Below are 18,833 nucleotides of genomic sequence, written 5' to 3'. Positions count from 1 at the left end.
AGGCTTCATGTTCGACAAAGTGCTCATCGCCAACCGCGGCGAAGTCGCGGTCCGTGTTATCCGCGCGTGCCGCGATATGGGCATCAAAACCGTCGCCGTCTATTCCACGGCCGATGCGGACGCGCTGCACGTGCAACTTGCCGACGAGGCGTATTGCATCGGCGGGCCGCGTCTTGCCGAGAGCTACCTCAACGACGATGCCGTGCTCACCTGTGCCGTAAAGTCGGGAGCTAAGGCAATTCATCCCGGCTATGGCTTTTTCTCCGAGAAGGCGAGCTTTGTGCGCGACTGCGACAAGTATGGCCTGGCGTTTGTCGGTCCTTCGGCCGAGGTGATCGACAGCATGGGCGACAAGGACGCCGCGCGTCGAACGGCTGCCGCGGCGGGCGTGCCCATCGTGCCGGGCTGCGATTTGCTCAAAAGTCCCGAGGAGGCAACGGCCGAGGCTGAGCGCATTGGCTGCCCCGTGCTTATTAAGGCGCGTGCGGGCGGCGGCGGTCGCGGTATTCGTAAGGTCGAGCGCGTGGAAGATGCGGCAAAGGCCTTTATTGAAGCACGCGCCGAGGGCGAGGCCGTTTTTGGCGACGGCGAGTGTTACATGGAGAAGTTCGTCGCGCCGGCGCATCACGTTGAGGTGCAGATTATGGCCGATAAGCAGGGCCATGTGTTTTCGCTCGGCGAGCGCGAGTGCTCGGTGCAGCGGCGCAACCAAAAGCTAATCGAGGAGAGCCCCGCGCCGTGCCTCGACGGACACGACGACATTCGTGCTCGCATGCACAAGGCGGCGCGTGACCTGGCTCGTGCCGTCGGCTACGAAGGAGCCGGTACCATCGAGTTCCTGTATTCGGACGACGGCAATTTCTACTTTATGGAAATGAACACGCGCTTGCAGGTGGAGCATCCGGTTACGGAGTTTGTGACCGATACCGACTTGGTCAAGTGGCAGCTGCGCGTGGCAGCCGGCCAGCCTCTGCCCTTTGAGCAGGAGGACATGCCGGTCCGCAACCACGCCATGGAGTGCCGCATCAATGCCGAAACGCCGGACTTTCTGCCGTCATGCGGAACGGTCACCGCGTTGCGTGTGCCGGGTGGTCCGCGCGTGCGCTGGGATTCCGCCATGTTTACCGGTGCGAAAGTTCCGCCGTACTACGACTCCATGCTTGGCAAGCTCATCGTGTGTGCGCCCACGCGTGACGGCGCCATTCGCAAGATGCGCTCGGCCCTGGGCGAGCTCGTGATTGAGGGCGTGAGCGAAAACAGCGAGCTTCAGCTCGACGTGCTGGCAAACGACGAGTTCTTGTCGGGCATGTATCACACCGATCTGATGGGGCATCTCTATGCTGATGAATAGAAAAGCGAAGACGGTCAACGTCCTCGAGGGACCGATGACCGAGTCGTGCGCCGAGTTTCCCGCGCGCCACGTGTTTATCAAGTGCCCGGAGTGCCGCCGCGTGATCGATGAGGCGCGCCTGCACGACAACCTCGAGGTCTGCCCTCGTTGCGGCAAACACTTTCGCGTGAGCGGGCGCGACCGCATGCGCATGACGATTGACGAGGGCACGTTTGAGGAATGGGATGCCAGTCTGGCGCCGGAGGACTTCCTTTCGTTTCCCGGCTATGCCGACAAGCTCAAGAGCGTGAGCGAACGTTCGGGCGAGCGCGATGCCGTTGTGTGCGGCAAGGGCAAAATCTGCGGTTGCGATACGGCGCTCTTCTTTATGGACGCCAACTTTATGATGGGCTCGATGGGTTCCGTGGTGGGCGAGAAGATCTGTCGCACATTTGAGCGAGCGACCGAGCTTGGATTGCCAGTTGTCGGCTTTACCGTTTCGGGCGGTGCGCGCATGCAAGAGGGCGTGACATCGCTTATGCAGATGGCCAAGATTTCTGCGGCGGTTAGGCGCCATAGCGAGGCGGGCGGCCTGTATATCACGGTGCTCACTGACCCCACGACCGGAGGCGTAACCGCGAGCTTTGCCATGGAGGGCGATATTATCCTGGCCGAGCCCGATGCCCTGACGGCATTTGCCGGCCCGCGCGTGATCGAGCAGAACATGCACAAGCGCCTGCCCAAGGGATTCCAGCGCTCCGAGTTTTTGCTGGAGCACGGCTTTTGCGATGCCGTTGTTCCGCGTGGCGAGATTGCGCTCACGGTAGGCGAGCTGCTGGCACTGCACGAAGGGCACGCGCCCGGCCTGGGGGCACCGCATGAGATCGTGCATACGGGTCGTCGCGGCAAAAAGCTGGGACACTTGTTCAAGCGCTCGACCGCACCAAAAACCGCGCTCGAGATTGTCAAGCAGACCCGCTCGGCAGATCGCGCCACGGCGGGCGAGATGATCTCGCTGGGCCTGGATGGATTTGTTGAGCTGCATGGCGACCGTTACTTTGGCGACGACGCCGCCGTGGTGGCTGGCATTGGCTGGAAAGACGGGCGACCCGTGACGGTTATCGCCGTCGAGCGCGGTACCACGACCAAAGAGCGCATGCGTCGCAACTTTGGTATGGCACATCCCGAGGGCTACCGCAAAGCGCGTCGCCTTATGCGCCAGGCCGAAAAGTTTGGTCGACCGGTTCTGTGTCTGGTCGATACTTCGGGCGCGTTTTGCGGCATCGGTGCCGAGGAGCGCGGCCAGGGCGAGGCGATTGCCCAGAATCTCATGGAGATGAGCGGCCTCAAGACGCCGATTGTCTCGGTGGTGACAGGCGAGGGAGGCTCTGGTGGCGCGCTGGCGCTGTCCGTGGCCGACCGCATCCTGATGCTCTCGAGCTCGGCCTATTCGGTCGTGAGCCCCGAGGCCTGTGCGTCGATCCTGTGGAAGGATACCGAGCGCGCGAATGAGGCCGCCGAGGCGCTTAAGCTCACGGCCCCCGATCTGCTGGCGCTCGGCATCACCGACGGCATTGTTGACGATAAGGGCCTGTCGCATGAGGAGATCGCCGGTGCCGTCATGTCCTCGGCATTTGATGCCTTCGATGCGCTTGGGCAGCTCGACGACGCGACCCTCACAAACCTCCGCTACGAAAAGTACCGCGCAATCGGTCAGTACCGCACGATGTGACAAAGGGACAGCCCGCATGTCATATTGGGAAAGGCGTTCCATGCTACAAGTTTCTAACACCTCGTTTACAACGTCGGTTTCATCAAACGCCATGGCCGTGGTCGATTATCTGTCCAAAAGCATGATGTCGGCGCTGCCGTTTATTGTCTGCGCGGCGTTGTTCCGCACCGTCGCCGTCATTATGGGCGAAGGCATGCTGGGCCTGTGGTCTGCCGATTCCGAAATCTATCGCCTGTTCTACAGTTGGCTCTATAACGCCGGCTACTACTTTTTGCCCATCTATCTTGGTTGGGCGGCCGCCCGCCAGCTCGGTTGCTCGGAGCAGCTGGGTATGATGCTGGGCGGCGTATTGATTGCGCCCGATCTGCTCAAGCTCGTCGATGCCGCATCGACGACGGGGGCATCGATGACTTCCGTGTATGGTCTGCTTCCCGCGCCGGTCAACGATTACACGACGACTGTTATTCCAGTTCTCCTTTCGGTGCCTGTGCTATGGCGAGTGGAGTGTTTCTTTAAGCGCGTTATCCCTAGGGCCGTGGCGTTTTCGTTTGTTCCGTTTGCGACCATGCTTGTCATGGTTCCGGTTTCGCTGTGTATTACGGCGCCGGCGGGCAGCTATCTGGGCATGCTGTTGGGCCAGCTTATGTTTATGCTTGGCAATTCCGGTGGCATCGTGTCGCTGCTCACGCTCATGGGGCTTGCCGCGGGCTGGGAGTTCCTAAAGATCGCCGGCGTCAGCAACGTTGTCCTATCGCTCGCCTATGCGCAGTTTATGAGTGTGGGAACGGATTCGTGCGTCCTGATCGCCGCGACGATGGCAACGTTCGCCGTTTGGGGCATGCCCTTTGGCGCGTCGCTTCGCGTTGCGGATAAGGACGAGAAGGCGCTCATGCTGGGCTATTCAATCTCGGGTGTTCTTGGCGGCGTAAGCGAGCCGGCGCTGTACGGTTGCGGCTTTAAATATGGCAGGTGCCTGACGTGCATGGCCATTGGCGGCGCCGTCGGAGGCCTTGTTGCGGCCGTGGGCCACGTTACGGCCTATACCATCGGCATGACGAATGTCCTTATGGTCATTGGCTTTGCCACGGGCGGCATCTCGAACCTGCTGTGGTGCTGCGCTGCCGGCGGTGTGGCATTTGCGGTGTCTGCTGCGCTGAGCTACTGCTTTGGCGTGGTGCCGGCGAAGGGGCAGACGACGGGGGACGGAGCCGATTCACCCGAAACCTCGAAGAGCGTGGCCGAAGCAAGCGCGTGAACCTGTGCGACACAAGGACGATTCCTTTGCCACATTCCAAGGCCGTGGCCCGTGTGGGTTGCGGCCTCTTTTTATCTGGGAGACAAAGTGGCTACACTACAATCCGTTTGAGCAATGGATATATAAGTAGAACCGTGGGGGCGGATGTAGATGGTCGAGTGGATTGTTAAGCGCGCACAGGGCGATCGTGCGCGTGTGGGCACGTTAGCTGGCATGGTGTGTATTGTCGCCAATGTTGCGCTTTGTGCTGCGAAGGGCGCAATTGGTGTGGTTTCGGGATCGGTTTCGATTGTGGCGGATGCCATGAACAACCTGTCCGATGCAAGCTCGAATATCGTGAGCGTGCTGGGCTTTAAGCTGGCGAGCAAGCCGGCCGACCCCGAGCATCCTTACGGCCACGGTCGCTACGAGTATCTCTCGGGTTTGGTCGTGGCGGCGCTCGTGCTGCTTATTGGCATCGAACTGGTGAAGTCCTCGGTGGAGCGTATTGTCAACCCGGAGCCTGTCGAGTTCTCGCTTGCCCTGGTGGCAGTCCTGGCGCTTTCGATGGTTGTTAAGCTGTGGATGGCGGCGCTCAACCAAAAGCTCGGCGACCGTATCGAGTCCGAGACACTGCATGCGACTGCCCAGGATTCCAAGAACGATGTTCTTGCCACAGGCGCCGTGCTGGCATGTGCAATTGTTTCGCAGGTGACGCACATCAATCTTGACGCATGGGTCGGCCTTGCCGTTGGCGCCTATATTGGTTGGAGCGGCTTTGAACTTATTCAAGATACGGTGAGCCCGCTTTTGGGCCAGACGCCCGATCCTAAGCTGGTCAAGCACATTCGAGACAAGATCATGAGCTACCCCGGCGTTTTGGGCGTTCACGATCTGATGGTTCACGACTACGGCCCGGGCAGGAAGTTTGCAAGTGCGCATGCCGAGATGGCGGCCGAGGCCAGCCCGCTGGAAAGTCACGACACGCTCGATAACATCGAGCAGTCGTTTAGGGTCGAAGACGGCATGATCGTCACACTCCATTACGATCCCATCGTGACCGACGATCCAAAGGTGACAAGCATGCGTCTGCGCATCAACGCCATGGCCCAGGAGATCGATGGTCGCCTTTCAATTCACGATTTGCGCTGTGTGCCGGGTCCTACGCACACTAACGTGATCTTTGACTGCGTGCGACCCTCGGATCTGCGAATGAGCGCCGAGGACCTAAAGCACGAGTTGGCGAAACGGGTCGAGTCGGAATACCCCAAGTCGATTGCCAAGATTACGATCGACGAAGACTACGTAGGGCATACCCACGAGTAGGGCTGTGCCGGCAAAGCAAGTTATACAGAAGGGGAGAATATGAATAGGCTGTATCTGCTCCGCCACGGCCAGACGGAATTCAACGTCAAAAAGCTCGTCCAGGGCCGCTGCGATTCACCGTTGACCGACCTGGGCCGCAAACAAGCGGGAATGGCAGCCGCATGGCTCAAGGCCCACGGCGTCGTCCCCGACAAAGTGGTCTCATCACCCTTAGGCCGAGCCATGGACACGGCAAGTCTCGTCGCATGCGAGCTCCTCGGCCCGGACGCAGCAGTCGAGCCCTGTGAAGGCATTATCGAGCGCAGCTACGGCACCTTCGAAGAAGGCCCCCACGACGCCCTGCCCACCGACGTTTGGGATCCGGGCGAGGACCTGGTCCCCTTCGGAGGAGAAGGAAGCCGCGCACTGCAAGAACGCATGGTAGGCGCCCTCACCAATCTCATGGGCTCCGAGGGCATCGAAACCCTCCTAGCAGTAAGCCACGGCAGCGCCAGCCGCCAATTTATCAAGGCCGCAGCCCCAGAGGGCTTTGAGCTCCCAACAAAACTCCCCAACTGCGCCATCATGATCTTCGGTTTTGACGATGCGCGAGAAGAGGACGATACGCCCCAATGCAAGTTCACCTTGCAACAAATTGTGGACCCTCAACAAAGTCATTAGCCTGAGCGAGCAGAGTTAAGCAGACATCAACGTGGCGTTCCCGGTGTGCGGCGGAGGGGGCGGGCCTGAGACATATTAAGGTTGTCGCGAGTTCCGCACGAACAGGAGAGCACTTAATGTGCTCTCCGTCGTGAGCAGGACTGTAGAGCAGCAACCTTAATATGTCTCAGGCCCGCCCCCTCCGCCGCACACTGGGAACGTGCCACGCACTTTACCTGCGTAAACAATGTGAGTGAAATATGAATCTCGATGGATACGCCCGCAGCCGTGTATACTAAACAGCTGTGTGTAACCAGGGGAGTATTCTGGCTGGACAAAATGCCTGCTTAATAGGGTTGTCAGGTAGTCCGGGCGAAATACAAGGCTGGGGAGCACGTCGTGTAAGTAGTGGTCCTCTAGGGGCGTACGCTCGGTGGTGTACGCATTGTCCCAAGACCACGCGAGAGTTGGGATCATATCTTGATCAGCATGATTCTCGGCCGCAAGATTGGCATGACCCAGGTTTGGGACGAGGACGACAACGTCGTTCCCGTCACGGTCATCCAGGCTGGCCCCTGCGCTGTCTCGCAGGTTAAAACTCAGGCAACCGACGGCTATGACGCCGTCCAGATCGGTTTCGGCGACATCAAGGCCAAGAACGTGAACAAGCCCATGGCTGGTCACTTCGCCAAGGCCGGCGTCGAGCCTGTCCGCTTCCTTCGTGAGGTCCGCGTCGAGAACGGCGAGGAGCACAAGGTCGGCGAGGTCGTCACCGTCGCTGATTTCGCTGATGTCGAGAAGGTCGACGTCATCGGTACCTCCAAGGGTAAGGGCTTCCAGGGTCGCATCAAGCGCTGGGGTCAGCGCCGCGGTCCTATGACGCATGGTTCTCACTTCCAGCGTCACCCCGGTTCTATCGGTCAGTGCGCCTATCCTGCGCGCGTCCTCAAGGGCGTCAAGATGGCCGGTCACATGGGTAACGAGCGCGTTACCGTCAAGAACCTTTCCGTTGTCCGCATCGATGCCGAGCAGAACCTCATCTTGGTCAAGGGCGCTGTCCCGGGTGCCAAGAATGGTCTCGTCGCCATCCGTATGGCCTAAGGGCCCAGCCCATTTAGCCCAGCGTCATACCAAGGAGAACACTTAAATGGCAAAGTTTGAAGTAAAGAACAGCGAGGGCAAGAAGGTCGCCGAGGCCGAGCTCGCCGCTGAGGTGTACGGCATCGAGCCGAACATCCACGTTATGCACCACATCGTCAAGTGCCAGATGGCCTCTTGGCGTCAGGGCACCCAGTCTGCTAAGGGTCGCTCTGAGGTTTCCGGTGGCGGCAAGAAGCCTTGGCGTCAGAAGGGCACCGGCCGTGCCCGCCAGGGTTCCATCCGTGCTGCCCAGTGGCGTCACGGTGGCGTTGTCTTCGCCCCCAAGCCCCGTTCCTACGCTAAGCGTATGAACAACAAGGAGGTCAAGCTGGCTATGCGCTCCGCGCTGTCCGCCAAGCTGGCCGATGGCGAGCTCGTGCTCGTCGACGACTACGGCTTCGAGAAGCCTTCCACCAAGGCTGCCGTCGCCATGCTCAAGGCTCTCGGTCTTGAGGGCAAGCGTCTGACCATCATCGTTCGCGATGAGGACGTCAACGCCTACCTGTCGTTCCGCAACATTCCCAAGACGTTCATCATCACCGCTGACGAGGCCAACACCTACGATCTCGTCAACAACAACGCTGTGCTGATGCCCGCCGACATCGCCGCTCACTTCGGGGAGGTGCTTGCATAAATGACCGCCCACGAGATCATCATCCGTCCGATCGTGTCCGAGCGTTCCTTCTCCGGCATGGAGCTGAACAAGTACACGTTCGAGGTCGCCAAGGATGCTAACAAGTATCAGATCAAGGACGCTGTCGAGGAGATCTTCGGCGTCAAGGTCGTTCGCGTGAACACCCTGACGGTCAAGCCCAAGACCAAGCGCGTGCGCTATGTCGCCGGCAAGACCCGTTCTTGGAAGAAGGCCATCGTCACGCTGGCCGAGGGCGACACCATCGAGGTCTTTGGCAACCAGGCCTAAGACTCGCTGCTGTTGAGTGAGCTCATGCCTCCCAAATAGGGGAGGCGAGAGCTCAAGGTTTTGGGCGTATAAAATGGACACGCCCGGAACCGTGTATACGTCCGGTGTCATCGCACCCGAGGCAGAACCTCGAATCCCTGTCTGCGATGGCTAACGGATTCCTATTGAAAGGGATTGTAATGGCTGTAAAGCACCTTAAGCCGACCTCCGCTGGTAGGCGTTGGCAGACGATCTCCGATTTCTCCGAGATCACCTGCACCAAGCCCGAGAAGTCTCTTCTCGAGCCCCTGCCCAAGAAGGCCGGTCGTAACAACAACGGCCGCATCACCACCCGCCACCAGGGCGGCGGCGTGAAGCGTCGTTACCGCGTGATCGACTTCAAGCGCAACAAGGACGGCGTGCCCGCCAAGGTTGCCACGATCGAGTACGATCCGAACCGTTCCGCTCGCATCGCTCTGCTGCACTACGCTGACGGTGAGAAGCGCTACATCCTGGCCCCCAAGGGCCTCGAGGTCGGTCAGACCATCATGTCCGGTTCTGACGCCGACATCAAGCCGGGCAACGCTCTGCCCCTCGCCGACATTCCCGTCGGTACGCTCATCCACGCCGTCGAGTTCCAGCCGGGCAAGGGCGCTGCTATCGCCCGTTCCGCCGGTAACTCCTGCCAGCTGATGGGTAAGGAGGGCAAGTACGCTATCGTCCGTATGCCTTCCTCCGAGATGCGCCGCATCCTCGTTACCTGCCGCGCCACCGTCGGTGAGGTCGGCAACGCCGATCACTCCAACATCGTCATCGGCAAGGCCGGCCGTAAGCGTCACATGAACGTGCGCCCGACCGTCCGCGGTACCGTCATGAACCCTGTCGACCACCCGCACGGCGGTGGCGAGGGCAAGAACCACACCTCTGGTCGTCCCTCCGTTACCCCCTGGGGTAAGCCGACGAAGGGCCTTCGTACGCGCAAGAAGAAGAAGGTCTCGAACCAGCACATCATTCGTCGCCGTAAGAAGTAATTTCGGATACCGAGTTTTAGGAGAAAGCACTTATGAGCAGAAGTCTCAAAAAGGGCCCGTTCGTGGAGACTCGCCTTCTCTCGCGTATCACCGCGATGAACGAGGCTGGCAAGAAGGACGTCGTGAAGACCTGGTCCCGCGCGTCCACCATCTTCCCCGAGATGGTTGGTCACACCATCGCCGTCCACGACGGCCGCAAGCATGTGCCCGTGTATGTTACCGAGTCCATGGTTGGTCACAAGCTCGGCGAGTTCGCGCCGACTCGTACGTTCCGTGGCCACAAGGCCAAATAGGGGGTTAACCGTAAATGGCAACTAAGTCTATTGAAACTGAGGCCACCGAGGTTCGCGCCGTCGCTAAGTACGTGCGTGTTTCCCCCAGCAAGGCCCGCCTGGTGGTCGATCTGATCCGCCGCAAGCCTGTCGCTCAGGCCTTCGACATCCTCCACTTCTGCGACCGCGCCGTCGCCGTGGATGTCGAGAAGGTTCTCCGTTCCGCCGTTGCGAACGCCGAGAACAACAACGGTCTGCGTGCCGACAACCTGGTTGTCGCCGCTGCCTATGTTGACGAGGGTCCGACGCTTAAGCGCATCCGTCCCCGCGCCAAGGGTTCCGCTTCTCGCATTCTGAAGCGTACTTCCCACATCACCGTCGTCGTTGCTCCTCGAAAGGAGGCGTAAAGCTGTATGGGTCAGAAAGTCTACCCCACCGGCTTCCGTCTTGGCATCACCGAGAACTGGCGCTCCCGCTGGTTCGCAGAGAAGGATTACGCTAAGACCCTCGGTAACGATCTCGAGATTCGTAAGTACCTCGAGAAGCGTCTTTCCCGCGCAGCTGTCTCCCGCGTCGAGATCGAGCGCGCTGGCGACAAGGTGAAGGTCATCATCCTCACTGCTCGCCCCGGCGTTGTCATCGGTAAGAAGGGTGCCGAGATCGATACCCTCCGTACCGAGCTCGAGAAGGTCGCTGGCGTTTCCAAGGGCCAGCTCTCCGTCGACGTTGTCGAGATCAAGCGCCCCGAGCTCGACGCCAACCTCGTTGCTCAGTCTATCGCCGAGCAGCTCGAGGGCCGCGTTGCCTTCCGTCGCGCTATGCGCAAGGCTGTCCAGTCCGCCCGCAAGGCCGGCGCTAAGGGCATCCGTATCCAGTGCTCCGGTCGTCTCGGCGGTGCCGAGATGGGCCGTCGTGAGTGGTACCGCGAGGGTCGCGTGCCTCTGCACACCCTCCGTGCCAAGATCGACTACGGCACGGCTGTCGCCAGCACCACCATGGGCGCTTGCGGCGTGAAGGTCTGGATCTACCTGGGCGAGAAGCTCCCGGGCCAGCCTGTTCCCAACCCTGCACTCGAGGGCTCTTCCCGTCCTCGTCGTCGTAACTCCGAGAGGAGGGGTCAGTAGTGCTTGCCCCTAAGCGTATTCTTCACCGCAAGGTGCAGCGTGGCTCCATGAAGGGCCAGGCCAAGGGTAATACCGAGCTGCATTTCGGCGAGTTTGGTATCCAGGCTCTCGAGGCCCATTGGATCACCAACCGTCAGATCGAGGCCGCTCGTATTGCCATGACCCGCTACATGAAGCGTGGCGGTCGTGTCTACATCACGATCTTCCCCGATAAGCCCATCACCAAGAAGCCTGCTGAGACTCGCATGGGTTCTGGTAAGGGTAACCCCGAGGAGTGGGTGGCCGTCGTCAAGCCCGGCCGCATCATGTTCGAGGTCAAGGGCGTGCCCGAGGAGGTCGCTCGCGAGGCTCTGCGTCTTGCACAGCACAAGCTTCCCATCAAGACCAAGATTGTTGCTGCTAAGAACGCTGAGCAGCGCATCGAGAAGGAGATGGCTGAGGAGGCCGCTCTCGAGGCCAAGTGGGCTGCTGAGGACGCCGCCGCCGCCAAGGAGGAGAACTAATGAAGCCCGCAGAGATTCGTGAGCTCTCGGACGCTCAGCTCGTTGAGAAGCTGAAGGAAATGCGCGCCGAGCTCTTTAACCTTCGTTTCCAGATGGCCACCAGCCAGCTGGACAACACCGCTCGCGTCAACACCGTGAAGAAGGACATCGCTCGCGTCCTCACGGAGCAGCGCGCCCGCGAGATCGCAGCGGAGAAGTCCGCTGTCGCCGAGTAGGACCTAAGGAGAGAACATGACTGATTCGCGTAACTCGCGTAAGGTCCGTACGGGTGTCGTTACCTCCGTCTCCGGTGCCAAGACCATTGTTGTCACCATCACCGAGCGCAAGCGTCACCCCAAGTACGGCAAGATGATGACCAGCTCCAAGAAGCTGCACGCTCACGACGAGGAGTGCACGGCTGGCGTGGGCGACACCGTCCGCGTTATGGAGACCCGTCCTATGTCCAAGATGAAGCGTTGGCGCCTCATCGAGGTCGTCGAGCGCGCTAAATAAGCAGTCGCTCTTACGACTTGTACGTTTCCGAAGATGTGCGTATGCCTGGCTTGCATACCACAGGCCGTATAAAGGCAGCGCACCTCTCTTCGGTTCTTAGTTCGGAGGAACATCTACCATGATTCAGATGCAAACCATGCTGAACGTCGCCGACAACTCCGGCGCTCGCAAGATTCGCTGCATCAAGGTGCTTGGCGGTTCCAAGCGTCGTTATGCAGGCATCGGCGATGTGTTCATCGGTGCTGTCCAGGAGGCTACCCCTGGCGCCAACGTCAAGAAGAAGGACGTTGTCCGTTGCGTCGTCGTTCGCACCGTTAAGGAGATCCGCCGCAAGGATGGCTCCTACATTCGCTTTGATGAGAACGCCTGCGTTGTCATCAACAACGATGGTTCGCCCGTCGGCACCCGTATCTTCGGGCCTGTCGCTCGCGAGCTTCGTGACAAGAAGTACATGAAGATCGTCTCGCTCGCTCCCGAGACCCTGTAGTTAGGGGAGATATATGTATATCAAGAAGGGCGATAAGGTCCAGGTTCTCTCTGGTAAGGATCGCGGCAAGCAGGGCGTTGTCCTGCGTGCTCTCCCTGCCGAGAACAAGGTCGTTGTCGAGGGCGTTTCGGTCGTCAAGAAGGCCGTCAAGCCCAACGCTGCCAACCAGCAGGGCGGCATCGTTTCGCAGGAGGCTCCCATCGACGCCTCCAACGTCAATCTCGTTTGCCCCGAGTGCGGTAAGGTTACCCGCGTCGGTCACGAGAAGGACGGCAAGAACAAGCTGCGCGTCTGCAAGAAGTGCGGCCACAAGTTCTAAGCTGCCCGCAACATCAAGTTGCTAGCAAAGGCCCGGATGCCACGGCACCCGGGCCTTTTTTCTATCCCTACTCATTGGGGACATACTCATTGGGGACAGACTTAAATGAGTGGAAGTCGCTTGGCATTCATTGGGGACAGACTTAAATGACTAGTCGTTGGGGGACAGTTCCTATGTGCCGGCAGTTTGGGACGGTCCTTTGATGTCTGATGCCTCCAGAGGGGTGAAGTAATACAGCTGGCTCAGTCTTTTGGGGCTTTGGTGTTCCGCCCCTTTATGTTTCACAAGGATCGTCGCATGCGCATTTACGCGCATAGCCTTGCGCGATAATGCGCATAGCCGCGCAAACATCTGCCAACTATGGCTAAATAATGACCGATAAGCAAATAAACACGCAAACACGAGCAGATACGCGCGCAATTGTGCGAATATAGGGTTGTTAGAAATGAAGGACTTCCAATGATTCAGGAGGCATATATGGCAGATTCCAAGCAGGCTCCACTCGACTCCGCGGCAGCCGCAAAAGCAGCGTTCGCTTCGGTCCAGGACAAGCCATTCCCCGATGATATCTTTACGGCCCCCGAGCTTCGTTGGGCTGTGATCGGGTGCGGCGTTATCGCCAACCAGATGGCCCGGTCTCTCGCTCTTGCCGGTCGCAAGCTTGCGGGCGTCGCCAACCGCACGCTGTCCAAGGCTCAAGCTTTTGCTGAGCAGTATGGCATCGAGAAGGTCTATGAAACGGTCGAGGACCTCTATGCCGATCCGAACATTGACGCAGTCTATATCACCACTCCGCATAACACGCATATCACCTACCTGCGCGCCGCTCTGGCGGCTGGTAAGCACGTGCTCTGCGAGAAGGCCATTACCCTCAACTCCGCCGAGCTCGACGAGGCGCGTGCCATTGCCGACGAGCACAACGTGGTCCTCATGGACGCCACTACGGTGCTCCACATGCCCTTGTATCAGGAGCTGCGCCGCCGCATGGATGCCGGCGAGTTTGGCCGCATGAACCTCGCTCAGCTCAACTTTGGCAGCTACAAGGAGTACGGCGACCTGACCAACCGCTTCTACAATCGTAACCTTGCTGGCGGTGCCATGCTCGACATTGGCGTCTATGCCCTGTCCGTCATGCGCTTCTTTATGGCAAGCCAGCCCGCTGAGGTCGTTTCGCTGGGCAACACCTGCGAGACCGGCGTTGACGTTGCGGGCGGCATCGTCTGCCGTAATGCCGAGCAGCAGCTGGGTGTTGTGAGCCTTACGCTCCACTCCAAGCAACCCAAGCGCTCGGTCATCAGCTTTGACAAGTGCTATATCGAGGTCACCGAGTATCCGCGTGCCGATCACGCAACCATCGTGTGGACTGCGGACGGCCACCGTGAGGAGGTCCACGCCGGCATCGAGGCTTACGCCCTTTGCTATGAGATGGCCGATCTTGAGAAGGCCGTTGCCGGCGACGACTCCAAGCGCGAGCTGCTGGATTATGCTTCCGATGTTATGGAGCTTATGACCAAGCTCCGCGCCGACTGGGGAGTCGTGTACCCCGAGGAGGAGTAAGCGATGCTGGCGGAAGATAGGCTCAACGCGATTGTGTCGATGGTGCAGCGAGCCGGCTCGGTTACCGTGCCGGAGCTTGCTGGGGCCCTGGGCGTGACGGCGTCTACCATTCGGCGCGACCTGCAGACGCTCGACCGCGCACACCGCATCGCCAAGGTCCACGGTGGAGCGACGAGTCTTGAGCGCGCGCACGTGACGCGCGACCTAACGCTCAATGAGCGCAGCGATCTTCATAACGACGACAAGGAGCGTATCTGCGCCCGTGCGGCGGCGCTTGTGGAGCCTGAGAGCTTTGTATACATCGACTCGGGTTCGACGACGCTCAGGCTCATCGAGCATCTTCCACACCTTGAAGATGTCGCCTATGTGACCGATTCCGTGCTCCATGCTCAACGCCTTGCTTTGCGCGGCATGCGTACCGTGGTGCTGGGCGGCGAGCTCAAACCCGAGACCGAGGCGCTCGTTGGCCCCGATGCCTTGGCAACCTTAGACCGCTACAACTTCAACTGTGGCTTTTGGGGCTCTAACGGCATTGCCGCCGAGCAGGGCTTCACGGCGCCCGATATCGAGGAGGCGCAAGTAAAGCGTATCTCGATGCGCCATACGGCCAAGCGCTTCGTAATTTCGGACGCCAGTAAATTTGGCATGGTGGCGCCCGTCAAGTTCGCGGACTTCCGTGACGCAACGATTATTACCGCAGGCGAGGTCCCCGCCAAGTACCGGGCAATGGACAACGTCATCACGGTCTAACAGCAGGGGACGGGCAAACGCCAAAACCACTGCGAAGGGGTAGGAACCTATGTGGTGGTTTTGGCGTTTGTCCAGATAAAACCTGCCAAAATAAACCTGTCCCTTTTCGGCAGGCTTTAGGGCTTCCAGGGGCAGGGGGCTTCGATGTGGATGTGCTCGCCGGTTACGGGATGCGTGAAGGACACGCTGTGGGCGTGGAGCATCAGGCCGCAGGGGCGCGGCGTTCCGTACAGGTCGTCGCCAACCAGGGGATGATGCTCGCTTGCCAGGTGCACACGGATTTGGTGCTTGCGGCCGGTGAGCAACTCGACATCGATATACGAGCGCGTGGGCAGGCCACGACGGCTCTTAAGGCGTTTGAGCACCTTCACGCGCGTTTGAGAGGGCTTGCCGCTGGTGCCGACGCGCATCTTGCGGCTGTCGTGACGGTCGCGGGCGATGGGCTTGTCGATGAGCTTTTCGTTCCAGTCGATCTTGCCCTCGGCGAGCGCTAGGTAGTGCTTTTCGAAAGCGTGGTCGATAATCATCTGGTCAAAGGCGGGCTGCGTCTGCTTGTCGAGCGAGAACAGCAGCACGCCGGTGGTGTCACGGTCCAGGCGATTGAGCGGCTGCATGTCGGTCGCGGCAAAGCCGTCGCCCATCGCCAGCAGCAGGTCGCTGGCGTAGTCGGTGAGCGTGCGCTCGCCGGTGCCGTCGCCGTGGACGATCATGCCGGCGGGCTTGTCGATGGCCATAAGCCAGGCGTCGCAGTAGAGGACTTGAGGTTCTTCGTTCACGTGTAAGCCTTTCGGTTAGCTAATTCCCACAAACATGCAGCCCGAAGTCGCCCCGCGCAGGCGGGCGGCGGGCTTGCGGCCGGCTTGAGCTGCCTCGACGGCGCGACGGACGCGAGCGACGGCACGGGCGATCTCATCCGTCTCGAGTAGCGTTCCGTCCACCATGAGACGACGCACGCCGGCATCGAGCAGCTGAGGAACCTGAGGCGTGAGGTCGATGGGGTAGGCGTCGTACAAGCGAGAGCGGCCATGGATGTTGGTGCGCACGGGCATGACCTTGCCGTCGATATTCTTGAGCGACAGCTTGCGGGCGCGCAGGCGGCAGTTGGCGCAATCGTGGATGCAGCCATTGGCAACCTGCAGGATGCAGTGCTCGCTCGTCATGACGCGCGGGCGGCCAAAGACGGTGATGCCCAGAGCCGCGGGCGCGGCGGCGCCGAGCGAGACAATCTCGTCGAGCGTGATCTCGGGCGAGAGCCAAAACGCACCGGCTCCGCGCTCGGCAAGCGCCTCCATGCAGGGCGTGTTGTGCACCGGCAGGCAAGAGCGAATCTCGGCCGTGGCGCCGGCATGCGCGGCTACGGCGAGCTCGGAGATATTGCCGACGGCGACGGTGGCTCCGGCATTGATCCAGGGATCGACGCGTACGTGGTCAAGGGCGCGGCAGACCTCGTCGAGTACGGGTACGATGTCCTGCTCAAATGCATCGGCGGGGGAGAGCTCGGCCGCATCGAGCGCATCGGTGGTCATATAGATGCGCGTTGCACCCTCGGCGCGAGCGGCTTCGGCGGCCTCGAGCGAGGTGACGGTGGCGCAGATCTGCGGCTCATCGCGGTAGTGCTCGGGCGCGGGGCGGGAATCACTGGTTACAATCGCCGGCAGCTCGAGCGTTTTCGCGCGCTCCTCGTACGGTGCCAGAATGGCCTCTTCCAGCGCCTTACAAGCGGCGGCGCGCACCTTGTGCACGGCGGAAAAGCCCATACCGCAGCCGGCGTCGAGCGAAACGTCAAAGCTTGCGGCCTCAAAGGGAGAGGAGCCCATGCGCCCGACGTGCTCAACCAGATCGGATGCCTCGACGGCGCGGGTCTTGGCAGCCTCGACGGTAAAGCCCGTGGCCGTGGCCGTAAGCGAAGGATCGTCGCAACAGGTGAGCGCAACGGCAAACGGCTCGCCCAGACGCGCCACAACGGACACGTCTACGGCGCGGCGGCGCAGCACATCGCGCTTGAGCGCGGCGCCGGCGGCGTCGATGGCACGCTGACTGCGAATCACGCGGACGCGGCAACCCTCGGGCATGCTGCGGGGCACGCGGCATTCGATGATGTCGCCCGCGGCGGCATCATCGGCGGCAATGGTGGTCAGGAACTGGTCAAATTCGTTATCGTGGCGAAGCTCCAGCAGGTCGCCCTTGCCCACGGGCTCAAACAGCTCAATGCGGGCGATGGCGGCGCGGCGACGGCGATCGTCGGGCTTGAGTCCGCGTACATCGCGGTTGGCCAGGCGACTGCCCAGCACCGTGCCCACAATCTGGCCGCGGTTGTTGGAGCGCTCGTAGCTCATCATCTCGTCGCCAGAGGTGCCATCCTGGTAGGCGTGCGTAAAGTCGCGATTAAAGCAGCGCTTGAGCTGGCGCTGGCGGGCGGCATCCTCATCCTTAGAGGTCGAAACATCGGCAAGCATGTCATCAATCTGATGACGGTACACGTCGACGATGGAATACACGTAATCGGGGGCCTTCATGCGGCCCTCGAGCTTGAGCGATGCGGCGCCGGCGTCATACAGACGGCGAACAAGCTGCGACGTGTTGGTGTCGCGCGGGCACAGCGCGCGCTCGCGACCGGCAGGGGAGAGCGCGCGGCCGTTCTCGTCGATCAGCTCGTAGGGTAGGCGGCAGGGCTGGGCGCACATGCCGCGGTTGGCCGATCGTCCCGCCATGGCAAAGCTCGAAAGCAGGCACAGGCCCGAGTAGCAAAAGCAGATGGCGCCATGGCTAAAGACCTCGAGGTCCACATCGGGCGCGGCGTCGTGGATGGCGGCGATCTCGTCGATGGAGAGCTCGCGCGAGAGAGTCACGCGGTCGGCGCCCTGCTCGCGGCACCAAAGGGTTCCGCGGTCGTCGTGGATGTTTGCTTGGGTTGAGATATGGGTTTCGATGCCGGGCATGGTGCGCTTGACCTCAAAGAACAGACCCCAGTCCTGGATGATGAAGGCATCGGCGCCCAGCGTGGAGCAGCGGTGGATGAGTTGCAGCGCATCGCCCATCTCGGACTGCTTGATGACGATGTTGACCGTGACGTAGACGCGCGACCCGGCTAGATGCGCGGCGCGGCAGGCTTGCTCAAAGGCCTCGTCGGTAAAGTTGGTGGCCTTGCGGCGGGCGTTGAAGCTGCCCATGCCGCAGTAGATGGCGTCTGCCCCGGCGGCGAGTGCGGCGGCAAAGGGCTCGGGCCCTCCGGCGGGCGCCAAAAGCTCGGGTCTGCGGTTGGTGGTTCGACTGGCGGTTGCGGTCATATCCTGCCTTTCAAAATGCTCAGATATTCAAAAGTATAGTGGTGCCGTTGCGGCAGGCGATGCCCGTGCTCCAAGCGGGATAAAGTCTTCAGCAGCTTGGGCTGGCTGACCCCGTGGAGAACCGTTCAGCGGTTCGGGGAAACCGTTGGGCGATAAAATATTCTCGCAAGCTGATAATATTCTTGCATCAAACAGAAACCTTGAGTACCATCCCAATCAAGCGCGGTGTTCAGACCGAACTGTGCCTCCCGGTGTGAACGCCGCGCTCACGCTTTCTCAACTGATCGTAAGGAGATAAACATGAGCAAGACCGTCGTGTCTTCCGATAACGCACCCGCAGCCATCGGCCCGTATTCCCCCGGTATCCAGGCCGGCAACATGGTGTTCCTGTCCGGCCAGCTGGGCATCGATCCCGCGACCGGCAAGATGCCCGAGGGCGTCGAGGCCCAGGCCAAGCAGTCCCTCGCCAACGTCGAGGCCTTGCTGACCGCTGCCGGCGCCACCTTTGCCGATGTCGTCAAGACCACGGTCTACCTGGCCGACATCGCCGACTTCGCTGCCGTGAACGAGATCTACGCCTCCAAGTTCGAGGCTCCGTTCCCCGCGCGCAGCGCCTTCCAGGTTGCCGCCCTTCCGGCTGGCGGTCTGGTCGAGATCGAGGTCGTCGCCGCTCTCTAAGGCGTTGGCCACAACTAAACATGACATGCAA

The 18,833-nt window shown here is 60.7% G+C and carries 21 protein-coding genes and 1 pseudogene; 20 read left to right on the top strand and 2 right to left on the bottom strand.

The features are described from left to right. The first annotated feature begins 7 nt into the window (after positions 1-7). The 19 genes and pseudogenes from AAAX34_RS02645 to AAAX34_RS02555 all read left to right on the top strand — a co-directional run bounded on the left by AAAX34_RS02645 (position 8) and on the right by AAAX34_RS02555 (position 14,837). Positions 8-1,351, top strand: a complete 1,344-nt coding sequence (locus tag AAAX34_RS02645) for an acetyl-CoA carboxylase biotin carboxylase subunit (RefSeq protein WP_035137491.1) — start codon at positions 8-10, stop codon at positions 1,349-1,351. Further along, complete coding sequence (gene accD, locus AAAX34_RS02640) at positions 1,344-3,062, top strand: acetyl-CoA carboxylase, carboxyltransferase subunit beta (protein WP_349109882.1); 1,719 nt, start codon at positions 1,344-1,346, stop codon at positions 3,060-3,062. The genes AAAX34_RS02645 and accD overlap by 8 nt, the downstream gene beginning before the upstream one ends. Before the next feature lie 40 nt (positions 3,063-3,102). Next, a complete protein-coding gene (locus AAAX34_RS02635) occupies positions 3,103-4,317 on the top strand; it encodes a hypothetical protein (protein ID WP_349109881.1) in 1,215 nt (404 codons plus the stop codon). A 150-nt stretch (positions 4,318-4,467) separates the two neighbouring features. Further along, positions 4,468-5,622 carry a cation diffusion facilitator family transporter gene (locus AAAX34_RS02630; RefSeq protein ID WP_349109880.1) on the top strand — a complete coding sequence of 385 codons (1,155 nt, stop codon included), beginning with the start codon at positions 4,468-4,470 and terminating at the stop codon, positions 5,620-5,622. A gap of 39 nt (positions 5,623-5,661) precedes the next feature. Then, complete coding sequence (locus AAAX34_RS02625; protein WP_349109879.1) at positions 5,662-6,282, top strand: histidine phosphatase family protein; 621 nt, start codon at positions 5,662-5,664, stop codon at positions 6,280-6,282. 459 nt (positions 6,283-6,741) lie between these two features. Further along, a complete protein-coding gene (rplC, locus tag AAAX34_RS02620) occupies positions 6,742-7,362 on the top strand; it encodes a 50S ribosomal protein L3 (protein WP_035137484.1) in 621 nt (206 codons plus the stop codon). 46 nt (positions 7,363-7,408) lie between these two features. After that, positions 7,409-8,035, top strand: coding sequence for a 50S ribosomal protein L4 (gene rplD, locus AAAX34_RS02615; RefSeq protein WP_006235032.1), 627 nt, complete (start codon positions 7,409-7,411; stop codon positions 8,033-8,035). Beyond that, complete coding sequence (gene rplW, locus AAAX34_RS02610; protein ID WP_022094197.1) at positions 8,036-8,323, top strand: 50S ribosomal protein L23; 288 nt, start codon at positions 8,036-8,038, stop codon at positions 8,321-8,323. It abuts the gene before it with no gap. A gap of 179 nt (positions 8,324-8,502) precedes the next feature. Then, positions 8,503-9,333: a 50S ribosomal protein L2 gene (gene rplB / locus AAAX34_RS02605; RefSeq protein ID WP_022094198.1), complete on the top strand. Its 831-nt coding sequence runs from the start codon at positions 8,503-8,505 to the stop codon at positions 9,331-9,333. A 32-nt stretch (positions 9,334-9,365) separates the two neighbouring features. Then, positions 9,366-9,626: a 30S ribosomal protein S19 gene (rpsS, locus tag AAAX34_RS02600; RefSeq protein ID WP_006235035.1), complete on the top strand. Its 261-nt coding sequence runs from the start codon at positions 9,366-9,368 to the stop codon at positions 9,624-9,626. A gap of 14 nt (positions 9,627-9,640) precedes the next feature. Continuing rightward, complete coding sequence (gene rplV / locus AAAX34_RS02595) at positions 9,641-10,012, top strand: 50S ribosomal protein L22 (RefSeq protein ID WP_006235036.1); 372 nt, start codon at positions 9,641-9,643, stop codon at positions 10,010-10,012. 6 nt (positions 10,013-10,018) lie between these two features. Next, positions 10,019-10,729, top strand: coding sequence for a 30S ribosomal protein S3 (gene rpsC, locus AAAX34_RS02590; RefSeq protein WP_006235037.1), 711 nt, complete (start codon positions 10,019-10,021; stop codon positions 10,727-10,729). Continuing rightward, a pseudogene (rplP, locus tag AAAX34_RS02585) lies at positions 10,729-11,124 on the top strand (50S ribosomal protein L16); the annotation flags it as partial. The gene rpsC and the pseudogene rplP, both read left to right, overlap by 1 nt. Before the next feature lie 107 nt (positions 11,125-11,231). Then, positions 11,232-11,447 (top strand): 50S ribosomal protein L29, encoded by a 216-nt coding sequence (rpmC, locus tag AAAX34_RS02580; RefSeq protein WP_006235039.1) that lies wholly within the window; start codon positions 11,232-11,234, stop codon positions 11,445-11,447. Positions 11,448-11,463: 16 nt separating this feature from the next. After that, positions 11,464-11,724, top strand: coding sequence for a 30S ribosomal protein S17 (rpsQ, locus tag AAAX34_RS02575; RefSeq protein WP_006235040.1), 261 nt, complete (start codon positions 11,464-11,466; stop codon positions 11,722-11,724). A 118-nt stretch (positions 11,725-11,842) separates the two neighbouring features. Next, complete coding sequence (gene rplN, locus AAAX34_RS02570; protein ID WP_006235041.1) at positions 11,843-12,211, top strand: 50S ribosomal protein L14; 369 nt, start codon at positions 11,843-11,845, stop codon at positions 12,209-12,211. A 13-nt stretch (positions 12,212-12,224) separates the two neighbouring features. Continuing rightward, on the top strand, positions 12,225-12,530 hold the full coding sequence (rplX, locus tag AAAX34_RS02565) for a 50S ribosomal protein L24 (RefSeq protein ID WP_006235043.1): 306 nt from the start codon (positions 12,225-12,227) through the stop codon (positions 12,528-12,530). Between the two features lie 477 nt (positions 12,531-13,007). Next, a complete protein-coding gene (locus tag AAAX34_RS02560; RefSeq protein ID WP_349109878.1) occupies positions 13,008-14,087 on the top strand; it encodes a Gfo/Idh/MocA family oxidoreductase in 1,080 nt (359 codons plus the stop codon). A gap of 3 nt (positions 14,088-14,090) precedes the next feature. Beyond that, positions 14,091-14,837: a DeoR/GlpR family DNA-binding transcription regulator gene (locus AAAX34_RS02555; protein ID WP_349109877.1), complete on the top strand. Its 747-nt coding sequence runs from the start codon at positions 14,091-14,093 to the stop codon at positions 14,835-14,837. Positions 14,838-14,953: 116 nt separating this feature from the next. Here AAAX34_RS02555 and AAAX34_RS02550 read toward each other — a convergent pair whose 3' ends face one another. Continuing rightward, entirely contained in the window at positions 14,954-15,613 is a 660-nt protein-coding gene (locus AAAX34_RS02550) for an RluA family pseudouridine synthase (RefSeq protein WP_349109876.1), read from the bottom strand. Between the two features lie 15 nt (positions 15,614-15,628). Continuing rightward, entirely contained in the window at positions 15,629-18,124 is a 2,496-nt protein-coding gene (locus AAAX34_RS02545) for a U32 family peptidase (protein ID WP_349109875.1), read from the bottom strand. A gap of 300 nt (positions 18,125-18,424) precedes the next feature. Between AAAX34_RS02545 and AAAX34_RS02540 the strand changes: the two genes are divergently transcribed. Next, positions 18,425-18,802, top strand: a complete 378-nt coding sequence (locus AAAX34_RS02540) for a RidA family protein (protein ID WP_055285184.1) — start codon at positions 18,425-18,427, stop codon at positions 18,800-18,802. Positions 18,803-18,833: the final 31 nt, after the last annotated feature.

This window comes from Collinsella sp. CLA-ER-H4 (genome assembly GCF_040092395.1).
GTDB lineage: Bacteria > Actinomycetota > Coriobacteriia > Coriobacteriales > Coriobacteriaceae > Collinsella.
The sequence above is the reverse complement of the archived record's forward strand: the minus strand, read 5'-3'. Positions and strand labels throughout refer to the sequence as shown.

Excerpts from the sequence above, each read along its gene's own strand:
- AAAX34_RS02645 (WP_035137491.1), top strand. The coding sequence starts at position 8 with ATGTTCGACAAAGTGCTCATCGCCAACCGCGGCGAAGTCGCGGTCCGT.
- accD (WP_349109882.1), top strand. The coding sequence starts at position 1,344 with ATGAATAGAAAAGCGAAGACGGTCAACGTCCTCGAGGGACCGATGACC.
- AAAX34_RS02635 (WP_349109881.1), top strand. The coding sequence starts at position 3,103 with ATGCTACAAGTTTCTAACACCTCGTTTACAACGTCGGTTTCATCAAAC.
- AAAX34_RS02630 (WP_349109880.1), top strand. The coding sequence starts at position 4,468 with ATGGTCGAGTGGATTGTTAAGCGCGCACAGGGCGATCGTGCGCGTGTG.
- AAAX34_RS02625 (WP_349109879.1), top strand. The coding sequence starts at position 5,662 with ATGAATAGGCTGTATCTGCTCCGCCACGGCCAGACGGAATTCAACGTC.
- rplD (WP_006235032.1), top strand. The coding sequence starts at position 7,409 with ATGGCAAAGTTTGAAGTAAAGAACAGCGAGGGCAAGAAGGTCGCCGAG.
- rplW (WP_022094197.1), top strand. The coding sequence starts at position 8,036 with ATGACCGCCCACGAGATCATCATCCGTCCGATCGTGTCCGAGCGTTCC.
- rplB (WP_022094198.1), top strand. The coding sequence starts at position 8,503 with ATGGCTGTAAAGCACCTTAAGCCGACCTCCGCTGGTAGGCGTTGGCAG.
- rpsS (WP_006235035.1), top strand. The coding sequence starts at position 9,366 with ATGAGCAGAAGTCTCAAAAAGGGCCCGTTCGTGGAGACTCGCCTTCTC.
- rplV (WP_006235036.1), top strand. The coding sequence starts at position 9,641 with ATGGCAACTAAGTCTATTGAAACTGAGGCCACCGAGGTTCGCGCCGTC.
- rpsC (WP_006235037.1), top strand. The coding sequence starts at position 10,019 with ATGGGTCAGAAAGTCTACCCCACCGGCTTCCGTCTTGGCATCACCGAG.
- rpmC (WP_006235039.1), top strand. The coding sequence starts at position 11,232 with ATGAAGCCCGCAGAGATTCGTGAGCTCTCGGACGCTCAGCTCGTTGAG.
- rpsQ (WP_006235040.1), top strand. The coding sequence starts at position 11,464 with ATGACTGATTCGCGTAACTCGCGTAAGGTCCGTACGGGTGTCGTTACC.
- rplN (WP_006235041.1), top strand. The coding sequence starts at position 11,843 with ATGATTCAGATGCAAACCATGCTGAACGTCGCCGACAACTCCGGCGCT.
- rplX (WP_006235043.1), top strand. The coding sequence starts at position 12,225 with ATGTATATCAAGAAGGGCGATAAGGTCCAGGTTCTCTCTGGTAAGGAT.
- AAAX34_RS02560 (WP_349109878.1), top strand. The coding sequence starts at position 13,008 with ATGGCAGATTCCAAGCAGGCTCCACTCGACTCCGCGGCAGCCGCAAAA.
- AAAX34_RS02555 (WP_349109877.1), top strand. The coding sequence starts at position 14,091 with ATGCTGGCGGAAGATAGGCTCAACGCGATTGTGTCGATGGTGCAGCGA.
- AAAX34_RS02545 (WP_349109875.1), bottom strand. The coding sequence starts at position 18,124 with ATGACCGCAACCGCCAGTCGAACCACCAACCGCAGACCCGAGCTTTTG.
- AAAX34_RS02540 (WP_055285184.1), top strand. The coding sequence starts at position 18,425 with ATGAGCAAGACCGTCGTGTCTTCCGATAACGCACCCGCAGCCATCGGC.